At 66.2% G+C, this 18672-nt stretch carries 18 protein-coding genes and 1 pseudogene; 8 read left to right on the forward strand and 11 right to left on the reverse strand.

Features of this window, described 5'->3' with window-relative positions:
- Positions 1 to 30 precede the first annotated feature (30 nt).
- From D6M19_RS03875 to D6M19_RS03885, 3 genes are read right to left on the reverse strand one after another with little or no spacing between them, the layout of a single operon-like run.
- Positions 31 to 738 carry an HNH endonuclease family protein gene (locus D6M19_RS03875; RefSeq protein ID WP_123023845.1) on the reverse strand — a complete coding sequence of 236 codons (708 nt, stop codon included), beginning with the start codon at positions 736 to 738 and terminating at the stop codon, positions 31 to 33.
- Positions 735 to 2939, reverse strand: a complete 2205-nt coding sequence (gene recG / locus D6M19_RS03880) for an ATP-dependent DNA helicase RecG (protein WP_123023846.1) — start codon at positions 2937 to 2939, stop codon at positions 735 to 737. Before recG ends, D6M19_RS03875 begins: the two co-directional genes overlap by 4 nt.
- 2 nt (positions 2940 to 2941) lie before the next feature.
- Positions 2942 to 4591 carry a fatty acid kinase ATP-binding subunit FakA gene (locus D6M19_RS03885; protein WP_123023847.1) on the reverse strand — a complete coding sequence of 550 codons (1650 nt, stop codon included), beginning with the start codon at positions 4589 to 4591 and terminating at the stop codon, positions 2942 to 2944.
- A 225-nt stretch (positions 4592 to 4816) separates the two neighbouring features.
- Between D6M19_RS03885 and rpmB the strand changes: the two genes are divergently transcribed.
- The gene (gene rpmB / locus D6M19_RS03890) at positions 4817 to 5011 is read left to right on the forward strand and encodes a 50S ribosomal protein L28 (RefSeq protein ID WP_123023848.1); all 195 of its coding nucleotides are present in this window, start codon (positions 4817 to 4819) and stop codon (positions 5009 to 5011) included.
- A gap of 8 nt (positions 5012 to 5019) precedes the next feature.
- Here the strand turns inward: rpmB and D6M19_RS03895 are convergent, their stop codons facing one another.
- Together D6M19_RS03895 and D6M19_RS03900 are read right to left on the reverse strand one after the other, a co-directional pair.
- The gene (locus D6M19_RS03895) at positions 5020 to 5703 is read right to left on the reverse strand and encodes a uracil-DNA glycosylase (RefSeq protein WP_123023849.1); all 684 of its coding nucleotides are present in this window, start codon (positions 5701 to 5703) and stop codon (positions 5020 to 5022) included.
- A 24-nt stretch (positions 5704 to 5727) separates the two neighbouring features.
- Positions 5728 to 6687, reverse strand: coding sequence for a thiamine-phosphate kinase (locus tag D6M19_RS03900; RefSeq protein WP_123023850.1), 960 nt, complete (start codon positions 6685 to 6687; stop codon positions 5728 to 5730).
- Between the two features lie 109 nt (positions 6688 to 6796).
- On the opposite strand from D6M19_RS03900, the gene D6M19_RS03905 reads away from it, so the two are divergent.
- Positions 6797 to 7039, forward strand: a complete 243-nt coding sequence (locus D6M19_RS03905; RefSeq protein WP_123023851.1) for an Lrp/AsnC family transcriptional regulator — start codon at positions 6797 to 6799, stop codon at positions 7037 to 7039.
- Between the two features lie 10 nt (positions 7040 to 7049).
- A complete protein-coding gene (locus tag D6M19_RS03910) occupies positions 7050 to 7598 on the forward strand; it encodes a DUF3515 domain-containing protein (protein ID WP_123023852.1) in 549 nt (182 codons plus the stop codon).
- Here D6M19_RS03910 and D6M19_RS03915 read toward each other — a convergent pair.
- The 3 genes from D6M19_RS03915 to D6M19_RS03925 form a co-directional block, all read right to left on the reverse strand.
- A complete protein-coding gene (locus D6M19_RS03915; RefSeq protein WP_123023853.1) occupies positions 7595 to 8725 on the reverse strand; it encodes a D-alanine--D-alanine ligase family protein in 1131 nt (376 codons plus the stop codon). The genes D6M19_RS03910 and D6M19_RS03915 overlap by 4 nt on opposite strands.
- Before the next feature lie 106 nt (positions 8726 to 8831).
- Entirely contained in the window at positions 8832 to 9941 is a 1110-nt protein-coding gene (locus tag D6M19_RS03920) for a cystathionine gamma-lyase (RefSeq protein WP_123023854.1), read from the reverse strand.
- 3 nt (positions 9942 to 9944) lie between these two features.
- Positions 9945 to 10925: an NAD(P)H-dependent glycerol-3-phosphate dehydrogenase gene (locus tag D6M19_RS03925; protein ID WP_123024126.1), complete on the reverse strand. Its 981-nt coding sequence runs from the start codon at positions 10923 to 10925 to the stop codon at positions 9945 to 9947.
- A 205-nt stretch (positions 10926 to 11130) separates the two neighbouring features.
- Here D6M19_RS03925 and cofC point away from each other — a divergent pair, with 205 nt between their 5' ends.
- The 5 genes and pseudogenes from cofC to D6M19_RS35085 all read left to right on the forward strand — a co-directional run bounded on the left by cofC (position 11131) and on the right by D6M19_RS35085 (position 15694).
- Positions 11131 to 11787, forward strand: a complete 657-nt coding sequence (gene cofC, locus D6M19_RS03930; protein WP_123023855.1) for a 2-phospho-L-lactate guanylyltransferase — start codon at positions 11131 to 11133, stop codon at positions 11785 to 11787.
- Positions 11788 to 11850: 63 nt separating this feature from the next.
- Positions 11851 to 14001: an RNA degradosome polyphosphate kinase gene (locus D6M19_RS03935; RefSeq protein ID WP_123024127.1), complete on the forward strand. Its 2151-nt coding sequence runs from the start codon at positions 11851 to 11853 to the stop codon at positions 13999 to 14001.
- A 35-nt stretch (positions 14002 to 14036) separates the two neighbouring features.
- Positions 14037 to 14972 (forward strand): 8-oxo-(d)GTP phosphatase MutT1, encoded by a 936-nt coding sequence (gene mutT1 / locus D6M19_RS03940; RefSeq protein WP_123023856.1) that lies wholly within the window; start codon positions 14037 to 14039, stop codon positions 14970 to 14972.
- 237 nt (positions 14973 to 15209) lie between these two features.
- A pseudogene (locus tag D6M19_RS35220) lies at positions 15210 to 15287 on the forward strand (hypothetical protein); the annotation flags it as partial.
- A gap of 56 nt (positions 15288 to 15343) precedes the next feature.
- Entirely contained in the window at positions 15344 to 15694 is a 351-nt protein-coding gene (locus D6M19_RS35085; RefSeq protein ID WP_407665290.1) for a methyltransferase, read from the forward strand.
- A 63-nt stretch (positions 15695 to 15757) separates the two neighbouring features.
- On the opposite strand, the gene D6M19_RS03950 is transcribed toward D6M19_RS35085, so the two are convergent.
- From D6M19_RS03950 to leuC, 3 genes are all read right to left on the reverse strand, one after another.
- Positions 15758 to 16405, reverse strand: coding sequence for an HU family DNA-binding protein (locus tag D6M19_RS03950; protein ID WP_123023857.1), 648 nt, complete (start codon positions 16403 to 16405; stop codon positions 15758 to 15760).
- A 198-nt stretch (positions 16406 to 16603) separates the two neighbouring features.
- A complete protein-coding gene (gene leuD, locus D6M19_RS03955; protein ID WP_123023858.1) occupies positions 16604 to 17203 on the reverse strand; it encodes a 3-isopropylmalate dehydratase small subunit in 600 nt (199 codons plus the stop codon).
- A gap of 13 nt (positions 17204 to 17216) precedes the next feature.
- On the reverse strand, positions 17217 to 18650 hold the full coding sequence (gene leuC, locus D6M19_RS03960) for a 3-isopropylmalate dehydratase large subunit (protein WP_206428441.1): 1434 nt from the start codon (positions 18648 to 18650) through the stop codon (positions 17217 to 17219).
- Between the last annotated feature and the right edge of the window lie 22 nt (positions 18651 to 18672).

Below are 18672 nucleotides of genomic sequence, written 5' to 3' on the forward strand. Positions count from 1 at the left end.
CTTCCCCAACAGGCAGGCTACGGTCGAGGTTCAGGCCGTGGGACACGTTTCGACCGCGTCACGCAGCACGGGCACCGAGGGTGCGTCGACGGGCAATTCGTAGCCGCGCAGCACCGCGACGAACTGCACCGCATACTGACACCAGAACGCGCGATTCGGCGGCATCCACACAGCCGGCTCCCCGTCGCCCTTGTCCTGATTGACATCACCGTCTACGGCAAGGAGATTGGCGGGATCGTTGGCGAAGCGCAGCCGCATCTCGTCGGTCCAGCCGCGGGCACCCATGTCCCATGCGTAGGCCAATGGCACGAGATGGTCTATCTGCACTGCCGCACCCGTCTGGTTTCCGCGCACAAGATTGATGGTTTCGCTTGTGTAGGGATCGTGCAAGGTACCCGTCGCCACCGCGTTGGGGCACCGGCTGATCGCGACATACGTCTTGTCGACGAGATCACGATCGAGAATGTCGTTGCGGGTGTCGCAGCCGTTGTGGCCGCCCGGCGCCGGGTTGTCGTCGGTCCACGCGTCTCCGAACGCTGCTCGGCGGTAATCGAACCCGCGGATGCGCACCGGTATCTGCGCAATCCCGGCCAGGACGTCGACACCCGCCGCCACGGCGGGGGCGTCTGCCTGAGCGACGAATGATGCTGCACGCTGCGCCGACGCGACCGTCTGATAGGCGACGACGACGGTCAGCATCACCGCCATCGCGAGCAATACCAGCCGCTTACGGCTCATGACTTGTCCAGGTATTCGACGCGCTCGGTATCGGTGAATTCGGCTGCCAGAAGAGCCAACCCGGGGTCGGCGGGATCCTTCTCGTAATGCGCTCGGCAGAAGTCGCGGGCGGTTTCGATGATCTCGCGGTGGTCGAACAGCGAAAGGAATCGCAGCGAGATGGATCGGCCGGATTGGCTGTAACCCAACACGTCTCCCTCGCGGCGCTCCCTGAGGTCGAGGTCTGCCAGTTCGAAGCCGTCCAGCGTGCCTGCCACCGCTTTCAGGCGTTCCCCTGCCTTGGACGCCGCAGGCAATCGGGTCGCGAGCAGACACAGGCTGGCGTGCTCGCCGCGGCCGATGCGGCCCCGCAACTGGTGCAGCTGGCTGATGCCGAACCGGTCGGCATCCATCACGAACATCACCGTCGCGTTGGGCACGTCGACGCCGACCTCGATGACGGTGGTACACACCAGAACATCGATTTCACCAGCGCGGAACGCGGCCATCACGGCATCCTTTTCGTCGGCAGACAGCCTGCCGTGCATCAAACCGAGCCGCAGCCCCGACAGTGGCCCGTGGCGTAGATGCTCGAGCAACTCGACGACTGTGGTCGCCGGTGGTCCGGTCTCCTTCGTGTCGGCCTTGTCGGTCTCGTCGATGCGCGACGCCACGACATAAGCCTGGCGGCCCGCCTGTACCTCCTCGGTGATGCGCGCCCACGCCCGGTCCAGCCACGAGCGTTTCTCGGAGATGAAGATGGCGTTGGTCGCGATCGGTTGGCGGCCGCGCGGCAGTTCACGCAGTGTCGAGATCTCGAGGTCCCCGTAGACGGTCAGCGCCACGGTACGCGGAATCGGGGTGGCGGTCATCACCAGCAGGTGGGGCGTCAGGCCCGCGGGTGCTTTGGCGCGCAGCCGATCTCGTTGTTCGACGCCGAACCGATGCTGCTCGTCGACCACCACCATGCCCAGGTTGTGGAAGTCGACGGCGTCCTGGAGCAGGGCGTGTGTGCCGATGACGATTCCCGCCTCGCCCGCGGCGACCTCGTCGCGCACCTGCTTCTTCTGCTGCGGTGTCATCGACCCGGTCAGCAATGCCACCCGAGTCGCGTTCTCCGCACCCCCGAGCTGACCCGCCATCGCCAACGGACCGAGAACGTCGCGCACCGAGCGGGCATGTTGGGCGGCAAGCACTTCCGTCGGCGCGAGCAATGCGCATTGGTAGCCCGCGTCCACCATCTGCAGCATGGCCAGCACCGATACGATGGTTTTCCCGGAACCGACCTCCCCCTGCAGCATCCGGTTCATCGGACGGGTGGTGGCGAGCTCGGCAGACAGCGTTTCCAGCACTTCCCGCTGGCCCGCTGTCAGTTCGAACGGCAACCGCTCCATCAGTTCTGCGGGCAGCCCATCGTTCTTCCTCGGCGCCTGCGGCCCCGACGCGCCGAGTTCACTGTTCCTGCGCGCCGCCAGCGCCCACTGCAGCCCGAGGGCTTCGTCATAAGTCAGGCGCTGTTGTGCGCGTTCACGGTCGGCTGCACTCTCAGCCAGATGGATATCACGCAGTGCGCGGTCTTCGGAGATCAGATCGTGTTCGCCCACAAACGGTGCCGGGAGCGTTTCGGGAACCGGATCGAGCACGTTGAGGACCTGACGGACGCATGCGTAGATATCCCAGCTCTGCACCTTCGCGCTGGCCGGATAGATCGGGAAGAAGTCCCGCTCGAAACCCGAGAGTTCCAGGTCGCCGTCGCTGGTTCTGGACGTTTCCGCGATCTTCGCCAGAGATCGGGAACCCTTGCCGGAATTCAGGACCAGGAAGGCGGGATGCGTCAATTGCATTGTGCCCCTGAAATATCCGACTTCCCCGGACAGCATCACGCGGACGCCCTCGACCAGCCCCTTCTTGATGAACTTTGCGTTGAAGAAAGTCGCCGTCACCTTGGGTCGGCGGTCACCAAGGGTGATGACGAGATATTCACGCTTCGGCTTGCGGTTCGTCCACCGCACTTCGGCCTTGGTGATCGTGTCCACGAAGGTGATGTGTTCACCTTCCTCGGGCGGATCGCTATCCTCCCCGAGCACCGTTGTGCCCGTGCTGTACTTCCGCGGGTAATGCCGAAGCAGATCGTTGACCGTACGGATGCCGAAGTGCTGCTCGAGGGGACCTGCAGACTTCGTCCCGATGACGTAGTCGAGCCGGTCGGTTAGCGCAACCACTGCTACTCGACCCCGATCAACAGAGCGTCTCCGCGATGGCCGGTGTGGTAGGTCACCAGCTCGGCACCGAGATGCTCGCGGTGCACATGCCCGGAAAGCGCTTCGCCGACAGCGGGATCCACGTCGGCGCCACTGAGCACGGTGACCAGCTCGCCGCCCGCGACGAGAAGCAGGTCGATCAATCCCGCTGCGGCGGCTGTGATGTCCTCGGCGACGATCAGCACTTCGTCGCCTGCGATGCCGAGGCCGTCGCCGGGCTGGCAGGCGCCCGCCCATGTCAGCGCCTCCTCGGTGGCTCGCCGAACCGAACCGTGCCGCGCACCCGCCGCCGCGCGGGCCATGGTGTAGCCGTCGTCGACGGCCTCCCGGTCGGCGTCGTGAACGGCCAGTGCCGCCAGTCCCTGCACCATCGAACCCGCGGGCACCGGAACCACGTCGATGCCCCAGCCGATCGCCGCTGTGCAACCCGCGACCAGTTCCTCGGCGGCGACGAAGCCGTTGGGCAACACCATGATCTGGGCCGCGTCCGTGTCGACGAGGCCACGCAGCAGCTGCTTGGCGGTCACCGCGGACGTCGGGTCGGTCGCATTGGGATCAGGCCGCAGGACGTAAGCGCCCTCGCCCGCGAACAATTCGGCGGCGCCGTCTCCGTCGACGACCGCCAGCACGGCGCGGTCGCGTGTCCAGCCGCCAGGTGCAAGCGTTGCGCCCCCTGCCAGCGAGGTGATCTGGATCCGGCTCGGTGTCCCGAACGTCAGCGCGGCCTCGATGGCGCCGCCCGCATCGTCGGAATGCACATGCACCGAATAACGACCGCCGCCGTCGGACGCCGACGCCGCGATGGCGACCGAGTCACCGAGTTCGTCGAGGCGTTGACGGAGCTGTTCGACACCGTCGGGCTGACAGCCGGTCAGTAGGTACATCACCTCAAAACGCGGACCAGGTGCGGCGACGGTGTTGCCGATGTCGGGCGGGGCAGGCAGATACTCCTGGCGGGCCTGCGCATGGCCGGACACGGTCTTGGCGAGCGCGTCGAGCAACACCAGCAGCCCCCTGCCGCCCGCGTCGACCACGCCCGCGTCGGTGAGCACGTCGAGCTGCTCGGTGGTCTTGTCGAGCGCGACCACCGCCGCGTCTCCCGCTGCCGTCACCACCCCGCCGAGTTCGATGTTCTCGGCGACGGCGTCTTCTGCGGCTCCGGCGGCCGCCTGCAGCACCGACACGATGGTTCCCGGCACCGATTCGCCCATCGACGCCACGACCAGGCCGACGGCGTGGCGCAGCGAGGCGGCGAGTACAGCCCCGTCGACCTCGGTCAGCTCACCCCCTCGCTCGGCGGTGGCTTCGGCGGCGACGTCGGCGAGGGCGCGCAAAATCTGCGAAAGGATCACCCCGGAGTTGCCCCTGGCCCCGTGAAGCGCGCCGTCGGCCATTGCCGCGGCCACAGCTGCGACGTCGCCGCCTGTTCCGGCGTCCGCCTTGGCCCAGGCCGCGCGCATCGTGAAGAGCATGTTGGTGCCCGTGTCGGCGTCGGCGACGGGGAAGACGTTCAGCCGGTTGATCTCGTCGGCGTGCACGATCAGGTCACCGACGGAGGTGTGGGCCCAGTCACGCAGGGCAGATGCGTCCAGCCGTCGACCAGAACCGGCCATCCCTCACCCGCCTCCCACCCGATAATGGAACACCCCGGTGCGCGTCAGCCTATCCATTGGGCGTGACATCACCGGTCACATCGACCGGCCTGTTCCGCACCCGGTGGACAGCGTTTTGGCGTTCGGTTTGCGGCCCGGTATCCTGGTCAGGTTGTCGGGTCGAACCGCGATCGGTTCCATGGAAATGACAAGGCCCCCGAAGCACTGATTCAAGGAGTTCTCGATATGGCTGCCGTCTGCGATATCTGCGGGAAAGGCCCCGGCTTCGGCAAGTCGGTCTCGCACTCCCATCGCCGGACCAGCCGTCGTTGGAACCCGAACATCCAGAGCGTGCGCGCCGTGACCCGTCCCGGCGGTAACAAGAAGCGCATCAACGTCTGCACGTCCTGCATCAAGGCGGGCAAGGTCACCCGCGGCTAGAGCCGCGATCAGGGCAGCCGCCAGTCGATCTGCTCGGCACCCATCTGCTCGAGTAGCTGATTGGCGCGGCTGAACGGCCGCGAGCCGAAGAATCCCCGCGACGCCGACAGCGGCGAGGGATGCGCCGACTCGATCGCCACGCAGTCGCGGCCGTCGAGCATCGGCTTGAGCGTGGCCGCGTCGCGGCCCCACAGCACCGCGACCATCGGTTGCGACCGTGCCACCAGCGCCCGGATCGCGCACTCGGTGACGGCCTCCCAGCCCTTGCCGCGATGCGACGCCGGGGTACCCGGCCGCACGGTCAGCACCCTGTTGAGCAGCATCACCCCGCGCTCGGCCCACGGCGTGAGATCGCCGGTGGCCGGAGGGGGATAACCGAGATCGGTGCCGTACTCCTTGTAGATGTTCTCCAGGCTGCGCGGCAGCGGCCGCACGTTGGCGGCGACCGAGAAGCTCAGTCCCACCGCGTGCCCCGGCGTCGGGTACGGGTCCTGCCCGACGATCAGCACCCGCACCTGATCGAACGGAAAAGTGAAGGCGCGCAACACATTCTGTCCAGCGGGCAGGTAGTGCTGGCCGGCCGCGATCTCCGCCCTGAGGAACTCCCCCATCTGCGCGACCTTGGCGGCGACGGGTTCCAGCGCGCGCGCCCAGCCTTCATCGACCAACTCATTCAGGGGGCGTGCGGCCACGAGAGATGAACCTAGCGGCTCGGCTCAGTCAAATGACTGCCAGCCCGTACTTCCGTGCCACTCGTCGCCATCGACAAGCACCCGCGGCGCCCCGTCGATCACCGTGCCGATCACTCGCCAGCCCCGCGGCGGCGCGCCGGAAAAGGTCGCGACCAGCGCGTGGTCTTCTCCGCCGCCGAGCACCCAGGCCCACGCATCGACGTCTGCGACCGCGGCGGCTTCGGCAAGCGCACCATGATCGTCGGCCAGCGCCGCGGTGGACACGTTGATACCGACGCCGGACGCATCGGCGATGTGGCCGAGATCGGCCAACAGCCCATCGGAGACGTCGGTCATCGCGGTCGCGCCACCGTCGGCGGCGACGCGGCCCTGACCGTACGGCGGCTCGGGAACGAGGTGTGCGGCCCGCAGAGCGGGAAAGCCGCCGATGTCGTTGTGCCACAGGTGGTATCCGGCAGCCGACCGGCCCAGACTGCCAGCGACGGCCAACGTGTCACCCACTCGCGCCCCGGATCGCAGCACCGGTGCGCGTCCCGCCAGGTCGCCGAGCACTGTCACCGAGATCACCCACTGCGGAGCGCTGACCAGGTCCCCGCCGACGATCCCGGCACCGAACCGTCTGGCCTCCTGCCACATTCCGTTAGCAAGTTCCAGCGTCTCCGCGGCCGACGTCTCCGCAGGCGCGCCGAACGCGACGACGAACGCGGTCGCCGCGGCACCCATCGCCTCGATATCCGCGGCGTTCTGGGCGATCGCCTTGCGGCCGACGTCGTGCGGCGACGACCAGTCCAGCCTGAAGTGTCTGCCCTCCACCAGCATGTCGGTGGACACCACCGTCTTGCCGTCGCCCGCGACCACCACGGCGGCGTCGTCGCCAGGACCGACGGCGACGACGGCCGGCTGGTCCCGCTCGGCGACCAACATGTCGATGACGGCGAACTCCCCCAGCCCCGCCAGGCTGTCGGCCGGCTCCTTGCTGGCCATGGCACCTCCTGCCGACCATCGTTCGTGCGCTGAACCCCGGGCAATCCTGCGGTACTTTTGGGGTCCCTGCGGCGTGGAGTCTATGCAGCGGAAACGGAGGAGACACCGGGTGGTCGAGGCTTTCGTGCTGATCCAGACCGATGTGGGCCGCGCCGAGGTCGTCGCCAAGCAGCTGGCCGGGTTGGCCGGAGTGCTGTCCGCCGAGTACGTGACCGGCCCGTATGACGTCGTGGTGCGCATCGGAGCCGACACCATGAGCGACCTGCAGGACACGGTCGTGCCGAGCGTCCGCCAGGTCGCGGGCATCACGCGCACGCTGACCTGCCCCATCGCCAACGGAGCCGGCCCCTAGAGTTGCCCCCGTGGCACCGTCGACCGACAGCAGCGGAGATGGACCGCCGCGCTCCCTTCTCATCGCCGCGATCGGCCTGGCCGTGGCTGCGATCGTCGCGGTGCTGGCGATCGCCGTGCTGCGTCAGCCGCCACCGCAGCAGCAGACGGTGCCCATCGCGACGGTGCCCGCCCCAAAGGCGACAAGCCCCGAGTGCAATGCGTTGATGGCTGGGTTACCCGAGCAGCTGGGCGACTACCGGCGCGCACCGGCGGCCGACCCCGCACCACCTGGTGCAGCCGCGTGGCGAGCAGAGGCAGAATCCGAACCGGTCATCCTGCGCTGCGGGCTGGACCGGCCCGCAGAATTCGTCGTCGGCGCGCCAATCCAGGTGGTCGACCCGGTGCAATGGTTCGAGCTGACCGACGCAGACAGGAGCACCTGGTTCGCGGTGGATCGCCCGGTATATATAGCCCTCACGCTGCCGAGCGGATCCGGCCCGACACCGATCCAGGAGATCTCGGAGGCGGTAGCCAAGGCGATGCCCGCCAACCCGGTCGACCCAGCGCGTGCTGGTTAACGCAGCCCGGTTCCGCGCGCCAGCGCCGTGTCCACCATCGCGCCAAGCAGGGTCGGGTAGTCCACACCGCTGGCCGCCCACATCCTGGGGTACATCGAGATCGTGGTGAACCCCGGCATGGTGTTGATCTCGTTGACCACCGGGCCGTCGTCGGTCAGGAAGAAGTCGACGCGCGCCAGGCCTTGGCAGTCGATCGCACGGAACGCCCGAATGGCCAGCCGGCGTACCTCATCGGCGACCTCGTCGTCGACCTTGGCTGGCACGTCCAGTTCGGCGGCGTCCTCGAGGTACTTGGTGGCGAAGTCGTAGAACGCGTCCTCCCGTCCGCGCACGCCGGCCACCCGGATCTCGCCGACGGTGCTCGCCTCCACCCTGCCGTCGGGGAATTCCAGCACGCCGCATTCGAGTTCGCGCCCTGGCACAGCCGCCTCGACGATCACCTTGGGGTCGTGTTTACGCGCATCGGCGATCGCGACGGCCAGCTGATCCCACGCCGTGACCCGGTTGACGCCGATCGACGACCCGCCACGCGCCGGTTTGACGAACACCGGAAGGCCGAGGCGCTCGCGCTCCTCCAGTTCCAGCGTCTGCCGATGCGGTCGAAGCACCACATGGTCGCCGATCGGCAGGCCGTCGGCCACGAGCAGCTTCTTGGTGAATTCCTTGTCCATGCCCGCCGCGCTGGCCAGTACGCCCGCTCCGACATACGGCACGCCGGCCAATTCGAGCAGGCCCTGGATGGTGCCGTCCTCGCCGTACGGTCCGTGCAACACCGGAAAGACCACGTCGACCGAGGCCAGCAGCTCCCCGGCGGCGCCATGACCCAGCGACAGCAGCTGACCGCCGCGACCGGGGTCGGCGGGCAGGGCCAGCTCGGTACCCGACGCACCGCTGACTTCCGGAAGCCGGCCATCGGCGATCGCCAGGGTGTCGGGGTCGGCGTTGGTCAGCACCCAACTGCCCCCCGGCGTGATGCCGACCGCGACCACCTCGAAGCGCTCTGGATCGAGGTGGCGGAGGATGCTACCTGCGGAAACGCAGGAAATCGCATGCTCGGAGCTGCGTCCGCCGTAGACAACGGCAACACGGACGCGACCAGCGGAGCCGACTTGGTGGCGGGCAGTCACAACCTAGAGAGGCTACCGCCCCGTCCGGAAGTCGCACGATCTGCGGCGGCGACCTGGGCTTTGGCGAACTTTCGGGCGCCGTTTCTCATCGCGGGGCGCTCGATCGTCACGGGCGCGCCAACGCGTGTTCGATGTCGGCGATCAGGTCGTCGGTGTCCTCGATGCCCGCGGAGATGCGGGCGAAGCCCTCGCCAACCGGGTCGCCCCAGCGGGCCCTGCGATCCACCGAGCTGTGGATACCACCGAAGCTGGTCGAGGAGACGAACAGATCGCTGTTGTGCACAAACCGATGGACGGCGGCCGCGTCCTCGAGCTCGATCGAGACGATCCCGCCGAAGCGCTTCATCTGCCGGTTGGCGACCTCGTGCGACGGGTCGTCGGCCAGGCCCGGGTACCGCACGGAACGCACGGCCGGATGCGCGCGCAGCGTCAACGCCATCGCCAGCGCATTTTGGCACTGCCGCTCGAACCGCAGGCCCGCGGTGGCGATGCTGCGCAACACCAACCAGGCTTCGAACGCTCCGAGGATCGGGCCCGCAATCCGACGCTCGTGTTCGATCGCCGCCATCTGGTCGACGTGACATCCCGCCACGTATCCCGCGAGAAGGTCGTGGTGACCCGACAGCGACTTGGTTGCACTGGCCACGACGAGGTCGGCTCCGAGCGACAACGGTTGCTGCCCCAGAGGTGTCGCGGTGGTGTTGTCGACGATGAGCGTCGCCCCGCGGCCACGGCACGTCATCGCCAGGGCATGAAGGTCGACGACGTCGAGGCCGGGGTTCGACGGTGTCTCGGCAAGCACCACGTCGGCACCCGTTGCGGCATCGATGATGTCCGCGCATTTCGCCTGTATCACCGTGATGCCTTGGGGGGCAAGATATTCAACCGCATAACGACGCACCTGGTAATAGCCGTCGGCGGGCACGACCAGCGTGAGGCCCGGTTTGGCGAGGGCTCGCAGCACCGACGTTATCGCCGCCATCCCCGATCCGAAAGTCAGTGCTGTTGTGGCACCTTCCAGTTCGGCCAATGCTGATTCCAGTTGACGCCAGGTGGGGTTGTGATAGCGCCCATAGCTGTCGAGTGAATCGTCCTCGCTCGGCGGAATATGATATGCGGCCGCAGGAACGGGCGGCTGTGCGACCGGCGCCCCCGGAACCGCGTCCGCTGCAACGGCTTTGACGCTCCTCGTGGAGTCTCCGTACGGGCCTGTCACGTCCTACTCCGGCTTGGTGCTGCGGCCGAGAAGCAGCGCGACCGCCTCGGGCACGGACAATCCTTTGTGGCACACCCGATGGACCGCGTCGGTCAACGGCATCTCGACGTCGTAGCTCGCCGCGAGGGCCAATACCGATTCGCATGATGTGACGCCCTCGGCGACGTGCCCGCCCGCCGCCAGCTTCGCCGCTTCCAACGACTCCCCCGCCCCGAGCCGGGAACCGAACGTCCGGTTGCGCGAATGCGGTGATGTGCACGTCGCGACGAGGTCACCGACCCCGGCCAGCCCGGCCAAGGTGGCCGGTTTGGCGCCCAGCGCGATTCCCAGCCGCATGATCTCGGCCAGCCCGCGGGTGATGATCGCCGCAACCGAGTTCTCGCCCATCCCGACGCCAGCCGCCATACCGCAGGCCAATGCGATGACGTTCTTGCATGCGCCGCCGACCTCGGCACCGATGACGTCTGCGTTGGTGTACGGGCGCAAGTACTTGGTGGAAAGCGCGCGCTGCAATGTCACCGCTCGCCCGGAGTCGGAGCAGGCGACGACCGTCGCCGCTGGTTGCTCTTCGGCGATCTCGCTGGCCAGGTTGGGGCCGGTGACGACGGCGACTCGGGACGGGTCGGCTCCGGTCACCTGAATCACCACCTGGCTCATCCGCATCAGCGTGTCCAGCTCGATGCCCTTGGCAAGGCTGACCAGCGTCACGTCGTCGCCGAGCTGGGTGGCCCAGTCCGCGAGATTGGCTCGAAGCGTCTGCGACGGCACCGCGAGCAGCACCGTGCACGCGCCGTCCAGCGCCGCGGCGGAGTCGCTGGTGGCGCGGATCGACTTGGGCAGTTCGACGTCGCCGAGGTATTCGAGGTTGCGATGGGTGTCGTTGATCTCGTCGGCCAGTTCCTGGCGGCGGGCCCACAGCGTGACGTCGTTGCCCGCATCCGCCAGCACCTTGGCCAGCGCTGTCCCCCACGCACCGGCCCCCATCACCGCCGCATTTACCACCGTTTCAGCCTAGCGGGGCGACGATCAAGCGGCGTGAGCCGCGTTGAGGAGGCCCGCCATCCAACCGAGCGGGGCGACGATCAAGCGGCGTGAGCCGCGTTGAGGAGGCCCGCCATCCCATGCAGCGGGGCGTGGTGGCAAGACGCCGCGGCAGCACAGCCGGCCGCGACTGGCAGGATGGAAACTTATGAGCGGCACGCATACGGGCGCGCCGGCCGACATTGGACTGGTCATCGCGGTCAAGCGGCTCGCGGCCGCCAAGACGAGACTCGCTCCGGTGTTCTCCGCGGCGACCAGGGAAGCCGTGGTGCTGGCCATGATGGTCGACACCATCAGGGCCGCGCTCGCGGTACCCGCGCTACGGTCGGTCACCGTCGTCACCCCGGACCAGGTTGCTGCCGACACCGCACTGGAGTTGGGGGCGCAGGCACTCACCGACCCAACGCCGGACGGTCACCACAATCCGTTGAACAACGCGATCGCCGCCGCCGAGGTGGTCGTTCGCGAGACGACACCGAATGTCGTTGCGCTGCAGGGCGATTTACCTGCCCTTCAACCACAGGAACTCGCCGACGCGATCGCGGCCGCCCGCAGCTACCCACGCAGTTTCGTCGGCGACCGGCATGGCACCGGCACCTCGGCGTTGTTTGCCTTCGACGTTCCGTTGGAACCTCAGTTCGGGGCCGACTCGGCCCGCAGACACCAGCACTCCGGAGCCATCGAGTTGACCGGCGCCTGGCCGGGTTTGCGCTGCGATATCGACACGCCCGACGACCTGATGGTGGCCCGCCGATTGGGCGTTGGCGCTGCAACGGTGCAGGCCATCGGGGGACGACCAAGGTAAACAGCACTTGAGGATTTGGCCGTCGGTAGGAGTTCCGCTCGCCGATGAGGAATGATCGAGGGAATGACCGAAGCCGAGGCACAAGTCCGACCCAGCGACACCGATATGGTGCCGGGTCATTCGGCGCCGGAGGCGCCACCCGCGGCGACGGCGCCGACCGTCGACAACGCATTGCCCGAGGAGCGGTACCTCAACCGCGAGCTGAGCTGGCTGGACTTCAACGCCCGGGTGCTTGCACTGGCCGCCGACACCTCACTTCCGCTGCTGGAGCGGGCGAAGTTCCTCGCGATCTTCGCCTCGAACCTCGATGAGTTCTACATGGTTCGGGTGGCGGGCCTGAAACGTCGAGACGAGATGGGTCTATCGGTGCGCTCGGCGGACGGGCTGTCCCCCCGCGAACAACTGCGCCGAATCAGCGAACGCACTCAGCAGATCGCCAGCAGGCAGGCGCATGTGTTCCAGGACTCGGTGCGCCCCGCGCTCGCGGACGAGGGAATTCTGATCGTCACGTGGCTGGAACTCGACGACGACGAGCGGGGCAGGCTGTCGACCTACTTCCACGAGCAGGTGTTCCCGGTACTGACACCGCTGGCCGTCGACCCATCACACCCGTTCCCGTTCGTGAGCGGGCTCAGCCTGAACCTGGCCATCACAGTCAAGCTTCCCGACGACGGCGGCCAGCATTTCGCCCGAATCAAGGTGCCCCCCAACGTCAACCGGTTCGTCGAACTGGACAGCCGCGACGGTGCGTTGCGCTTCCTGCCGATGGAGGAGCTGATCGCGGCGTTCCTGCCGGTGCTGTTCCCCGGCTTGGAGATCGTCGAACACCACGCGTTCCGCATCACCCGCAACGCGGATTTCGAGGTCGAAGAAGACCGCGACGAGGATCTGTTGCAGGCACTGGAGCGCGAATTGGCCCGTCGACGCTTCGGCTCGCCGGTGCGGCTCGAGGTCGCCGACGACATGACCGAGAACATGTTGGAGCTGCTGTTGCGCGAGCTCGACGTGAACCCCGGTGACGTCATCGAGGTGCCGGGGCTGCTGGACCTTTCGTCGCTGTGGCAGATCTACGGCGTCGACCGGCCGCAGTTGAAGGATCCGCCGTTCGTGCCAGCCACCCCACCGGCGTTCGGCGAGCGGGAAACACCGAAAAGCATCTTCGCCACGTTGCGCGACGGAGACGTCCTTGTCCACCACCCGTACGACTCGTTCTCGACCACCGTGCAGCGGTTCATCGAGCAGGCGGCCGCCGACCCGAATGTGTTGGCGATCAAACAGACGCTGTACCGAACGTCGGGCGACTCCCCAATAATCAATGCACTCATCGACGCCGCCGAGGCCGGCAAGCAGGTCGTGGCACTGGTGGAGATCAAGGCGCGGTTCGACGAACAGGCCAACATCAAGTGGGCGCGCGCACTCGAGCAGGCCGGCGTGCACGTGGCATACGGATTGGTCGGCCTGAAGACCCACTGCAAGACGGCGCTCGTGGTGCGACGGGAAGGCTCGGCGATCCGGCGCTACTGCCATATCGGCACCGGAAACTACAACCCGAAAACCGCTCGGCTGTATGAAGATGTCGGCCTGTTGACCGCCGCCCCCGATATCGGCGCCGATCTCACCGACCTCTTCAACTCGCTAACCGGCTATTCACGCAAGGACTCCTACCGCAACCTGCTCGTCGCGCCGCACGGCGTTCGCAGGGGCATCATCGAGCGCATCGAGCGCGAGGTCGCTGCCACGCGGGAGGGCGCCGAGGGCCGAATCCGCCTCAAAGCGAACGCGTTGGTCGACGAACAGGTCATCGACGCGCTTTATCGGGCCTCGCAGGCCGGTGTGCGGGTCGAGGTGGTGGTACGCGGCATCTGCGCACTGCGACCCGGGGTCGACGGCTTCTCCGAGAACATCGTGGTGCGCTCGATTCTGGGCCGATTCCTCGAACACTCACGAGTTATTCACTTCCGCGCCATCGACGAGTTCTGGATCGGAAGTGCCGACATGATGCATCGTAATCTGGACCGCCGCGTCGAAGTGATGGCGCAAGTGAAGGATCCGAGGCTGAAGACGCAATTGGACGAGGTATTCGATTCGACGATGAATCCGGCCACCCGGTGCTGGGAACTGGGAGCTGACGGAAGCTGGACCGCGAAACCTCATGAGGGCCAGACCGTGCGCGATCACCAGGTGTGGCTGATGGAACGCCACCGGCATCGCTGAGGTTCCCGCGGTTTCAATGAGCTGCAGGAGTTGAGGTGGGAAGCGATTCCTCCGCCAGTGACGTGGCGCCGCCGAAGAAGGTCGAGCTCGCGGCGGGCGCGGTCGTGTGGCGCCCCAGCGACGACGGCACGGAGCCCGAAGTCGCGGTCGTTCACCGGCCGCGCTACGACGATTGGTCCCTGCCCAAGGGCAAGGTCGAAGCCGGAGAGAGCGAGCCGGTAACCGCCGTGCGCGAAGTGCACGAGGAAACGGGTTACACCGCGCACCTCGGCAGACGGCTGACATCGGTGACCTATCGGATCGAGACGCAGGGCATCAAGAAGGTGCAGTATTGGGCGGCCCGCATCGTCGACGGCGAGTTCACACCGAACGACGAAGTCGATGAATTGAAATGGCTGCCCGTTTCGGCGGCGATCAAGCAGCTCCAGTACCCATCCGACCGGAAGGTGTTGCGCCGGTTCGCCAAGCTGCCCGCCGACACCAAAACCATGTTGATCGTCCGACACGGCACCGCTGGCAGCAAGTCCCGATACAAGGGCGACGACCGGTTACGCCCTCTGGACAAGCGCGGCCGCGCCCAGGCCGAGTCATTGGTGGGCCAACTGCTTGCGTTCGGCGCTGACACGCTCTATGCGGCCGATCGCGCGCGCTGCGAGCAGACCCTCGAACCGTTGGCTGAAGAACTCGGTGTCGCGATTCACAGCGAACCGCTGCTGACGGAGGAGGCCTACGCGGACGACCGCAAACCGGCCCGCCGCCGCATCCTCGAGATCGCCGCCGCGGGAGGCACACCTGTGATCTGCACCCAGGGCAGGGTCATACCGGATCTGATCGCGTGGTGGTGTGACCGCGAAGGTGTGCGTCCCGACAAGTCACGCAACCGCAAGGGCAGCACGTGGGTGATGTCATCATGGCAAGGCCATTTGGTGGCCGCCGACCACATCGGAAGTCCGCTCGCCTCCAGGAAGTAGCGCTGCGCGACGGGCCGCAGTCCGCGGATGCGGTCGCCGAGACCGTCGACGCGAATCCAGACGCCGTGTATCGACTGATGCGGCTACTCGCCAGCCGCGGGATTCGATGCGCGGCTATGTGTTGTTCGTCGGTGATCCGTTGCACTGGGAACACTGGGGCCAGCTGTCGCAGTCGGTGCGCACGGGCCGGTGGTCGTGTCCGCGTACGACTTTTCGCGGTTCGGCACGATCGTCGATGTGGGCGGCGGTCACGGCCTGTTGCTCTCGGCGATCCTGCGTCAATCACCGAACAGCCGTGGGATTCTGTTCGACGCCGAATCGGTTGTGGAGGGCGCACCCGCCGTTCTCCAGCCCGCAGGCGTATCGGATCGATGCACCGCTGTAGGGGATCTTTTTCGAGTCGGTGCCCGGCAGGCGGCGACGCTCATGTGCTCAAGCACATCATTCACGACTGGGACGACGAGAAATCGTTGCAGATCCTTCGCAATGTGCGCGCCGCGATGAATCCCGACGGAAAAGTGTTGATCGTCGGAACAGTGGTGCCCGACGACGATCATGAGCACCTCTCGAAACTGCTCGACCTGGAAATGCTCGTCGCGGCGAACGGCAGGGAGCGCACGGAAGCGGAGTACGCCAAGCTCTTGAGCGAGGCCGGCTTCCGACATACCCGAACCATCGGAACGGTCGGACCGGCATCGATCGTCGAAGCCGCAGGGGTCTAGCCGATCCCGCTACGCGCAGATACGCCGTGGGTCGCGAAGACCCACGGCGTATCTGACTAAAAACTAGCGACGGCCCTTCTTGGCCGGCGCACGACGCACGGCCTTCTTGGCCGGGCTGCGCTTCACTGCCTTCTTGGCGGCGGTGCGCTTGGTCGCCTTCTTGGCGGCGGCAGCCTTCACCGTCTTCTTGGCGGCTGCACGCTTCACCGTCTTCTTGGCGGCTGCACGCTTCACCGTCTTCTTGGCGGCTGCACGCTTCACCGTCTTCTTGGCGGCTGCACGCTTCACCGTCTTCTTGGCGGCTGCACGCTTCACTGCCTTCTTGGCGGCGGTACGCTTCACCGCCTTCTTTACGGCCGCCTTCTTGACGGCCTTGCGGGCCGTACCGGTTCCACTTCCACGCTTCACTGCAGGTCCTTCCGCCGAGAGGCGCTGTGCGCCAGAGACAACCGCTTTGAATTGAGCACCGGGCCGGAAAGCCGGCACGGATGTTGGCTTCACTTTCACTGTCTCGCCGGTACGCGGATTGCGCGCGACCCGAGCTGCACGGCGCCGCTGTTCGAAGACGCCGAAACCGGTAATGGTGACACTGTCACCCTTATGCACCGCACGCACGATTGTGTCGACCACATTTTCGACCGCGTCCGTTGCCGTCCGGCGATCAGTGTCGAGCTTCTTCGTGAGTACGTCGATCAGCTCTGCTTTGTTCATGCAAAACCTCCACACCAGTGATCCACCTTGGATCAACTAGTAGGACACGGTAATACGTCACACCACTGATTTCCAAGAGCCACGCGCAATTTCAAGCGTTGCTGGCACCATTTTTCGCAATCCGGTTGCCGCGCTTGACCGCTGGCGGGGGGGTCGGCGGAGCGGTTCGGTGACCCCTAATTTCGGTTGCTTTCGCCGCTATCCGCGGGCGGGCAGGGTGTGTGGTTTCCACTCCGGGCGGTTGGATTCATACAACTCGATTTTATCGAGTTTCCGCAGGCTAAGCCCTATATCGTCAAGTCCTTCGAACAATCGCCAGGCCGTGTAATCGTCAATCTTGAACGGCAGCATGACCGTTCCTGCGGCCACGTTCCGATCTTGAAGGTTCACAGTGATTTCCAGACCCGGCTGTTGCTCGATCAGCTTCCACAGCAGTTCCACATCATCTTGTGAAACTTCTGCCGCCAACAACCCCGCCTTGCCCGCATTCCCGCGAAAAATGTCGCCGAATCGAGATGAGATAACCACCCTGAAGCCGTAGTCCATGAGCGCCCACACCGCGTGTTCGCGCGACGAACCCGTACCGAAATCGGGTCCGGCAACCAATACCGACCCCTTGTCGAACGGGCTCAGATTCAAGACGAACGACGGATCGTTACGCCACGACGCGAACAGTCCGTCCTCGAAACCCGTTCGGGTGACCCGCTTCAAGTACACCGCCGGAATGATCTGATCGGTGTCGACATTGGACCGGCGCAGCGGAACACCGATGCCCGTATGCGTGCGGAACGGCTCCATGGTGTGTCTCCTTTTAAAGGTTCAAGTCTGCGGGCGAGGACAACGTGCCGCGCACAGCGGTCGCGGCGGCGACGGCGGGCGACACCAGATGCGTTCGCCCACCCTTGCCTTGGCGGCCCTCGAAATTCCGGTTCGATGTCGCCGCGCACCGTTGTCCCGGCGACAGCTGGTCGGGGTTCATGCCGAGACACATCGAGCAACCGGCTTGTCGCCACTCCGCGCCCGCGGCGGTGAATATCTCACCCAGACCCTCCGATTCGGCCTGAGCGCGCACCCGCATGGAACCGGGCACCACGAGCATCCGCACACCGTCAGCCACCTTGCGGCCGCGCAGTACGTCGGCCACCACACGCAGGTCTTCGATCCGCCCATTGGTGCACGAACCCACGAAAACAACGTCCACCGGGATATCGCGCATGGCCGTGCCGGGTTGAAGATCCATATACGCCAATGCCTTCTCGGCGGATTGACGTTCGTCGTCGGACAACATCAACTCGGGGTCGGGCACGGCTTCCGACAGCGGCACGCCCTGCGCAGGGTTGGTGCCCCACGTGACGAACGGGCTCAACGTCGCCGCGTCGAGATACACCTCGGTGTCGAATTCGGCGCCCTCGTCCGTGCGCAACCGGTCCCACGCCGCGACGGCCGCATCCCAGTCCGCACCAGTCGGCGCGTGCGGACGTCCGCACAGAAATTCATACGTCGTCTCGTCGGGTGCGACCATGCCTGCGCGCGCGCCGGCCTCGATGCTCATATTGCAGATCGTCATCCGGCCTTCCATCGACAGCGCCTCGATCGCACTGCCCCGGTATTCGATGACGTGACCCTGTCCGCCGCCGGTGCCGATCTTCGCGATCACCGCGAGAATGATGTCCTTCGCGCTGACTCCGGCAGGCAGCTTGCCGTCGACGTTGACCGCCATCGTCTTGAACGGACGCAACGGCAGCGTCTGTGTGGCGAGCACATGCTCGACCTCCGACGTGCCGATGCCCATCGCGATCGAACCGAATGCACCGTGGGTGGACGTGTGACTGTCACCGCAGACGATCGTCATACCGGGCTGAGTGAGACCGAGTTGCGGTCCGATGATGTGCACGATGCCCTGCTCGAGATCGCCCATCGGATGCAACCGGATGCCGAACTCTTCGCAGTTGCGTCGCAGCGTTTCGACCTGAGTGCGGGAGATGGGATCGGCGATCGGCTTGTCGATGTCGATCGTCGGCACGTTGTGGTCCTCGGTTGCGATCGTCAGATCCGGTCGCCGGACGCCGCGGTCGGCGAGCCGAAGCCCATCGAACGCCTGTGGGCTGGTCACCTCGTGGACGAGGTGTAGGTCGATGTAGATCAGATCGGGTTCGCGGGCCTCGCCGGTGCCCTCGCCCATCGCGACGACGTGGTCGTCCCATATCTTCTCCGCCATCGTGCGTGGCCGCGCGTCACTCGTCATACTTGACTGTCTCACAATCTGG

The organism is Mycolicibacterium stellerae (assembly GCF_003719305.1).
GTDB classification, from domain to species: domain Bacteria; phylum Actinomycetota; class Actinomycetes; order Mycobacteriales; family Mycobacteriaceae; genus Mycobacterium; species Mycobacterium stellerae.

Bases quoted from the DNA above. Each gene is read 5' to 3' on its own strand.
- D6M19_RS03875 (WP_123023845.1), bottom strand. From the start codon at position 738: ATGAGCCGTAAGCGGCTGGTATTGCTCGCGATGGCGGTGATGCTGACC.
- D6M19_RS03885 (WP_123023847.1), bottom strand. From the start codon at position 4,591: ATGGCCGGTTCTGGTCGACGGCTGGACGCATCTGCCCTGCGTGACTGG.
- rpmB (WP_123023848.1), top strand. From the start codon at position 4,817: ATGGCTGCCGTCTGCGATATCTGCGGGAAAGGCCCCGGCTTCGGCAAG.
- D6M19_RS03900 (WP_123023850.1), bottom strand. From the start codon at position 6,687: ATGGCCAGCAAGGAGCCGGCCGACAGCCTGGCGGGGCTGGGGGAGTTC.
- D6M19_RS03925 (WP_123024126.1), bottom strand. From the start codon at position 10,925: ATGGGGGCCGGTGCGTGGGGGACAGCGCTGGCCAAGGTGCTGGCGGAT.
- cofC (WP_123023855.1), top strand. From the start codon at position 11,131: ATGAGCGGCACGCATACGGGCGCGCCGGCCGACATTGGACTGGTCATC.
- D6M19_RS03935 (WP_123024127.1), top strand. From the start codon at position 11,851: ATGACCGAAGCCGAGGCACAAGTCCGACCCAGCGACACCGATATGGTG.
- D6M19_RS35085 (WP_407665290.1), top strand. From the start codon at position 15,344: ATGCACCGCTGTAGGGGATCTTTTTCGAGTCGGTGCCCGGCAGGCGGC.
- D6M19_RS03950 (WP_123023857.1), bottom strand. From the start codon at position 16,405: ATGAACAAAGCAGAGCTGATCGACGTACTCACGAAGAAGCTCGACACT.
- leuD (WP_123023858.1), bottom strand. From the start codon at position 17,203: ATGGAGCCGTTCCGCACGCATACGGGCATCGGTGTTCCGCTGCGCCGG.
- leuC (WP_206428441.1), bottom strand. From the start codon at position 18,650: ATGACGAGTGACGCGCGGCCACGCACGATGGCGGAGAAGATATGGGAC.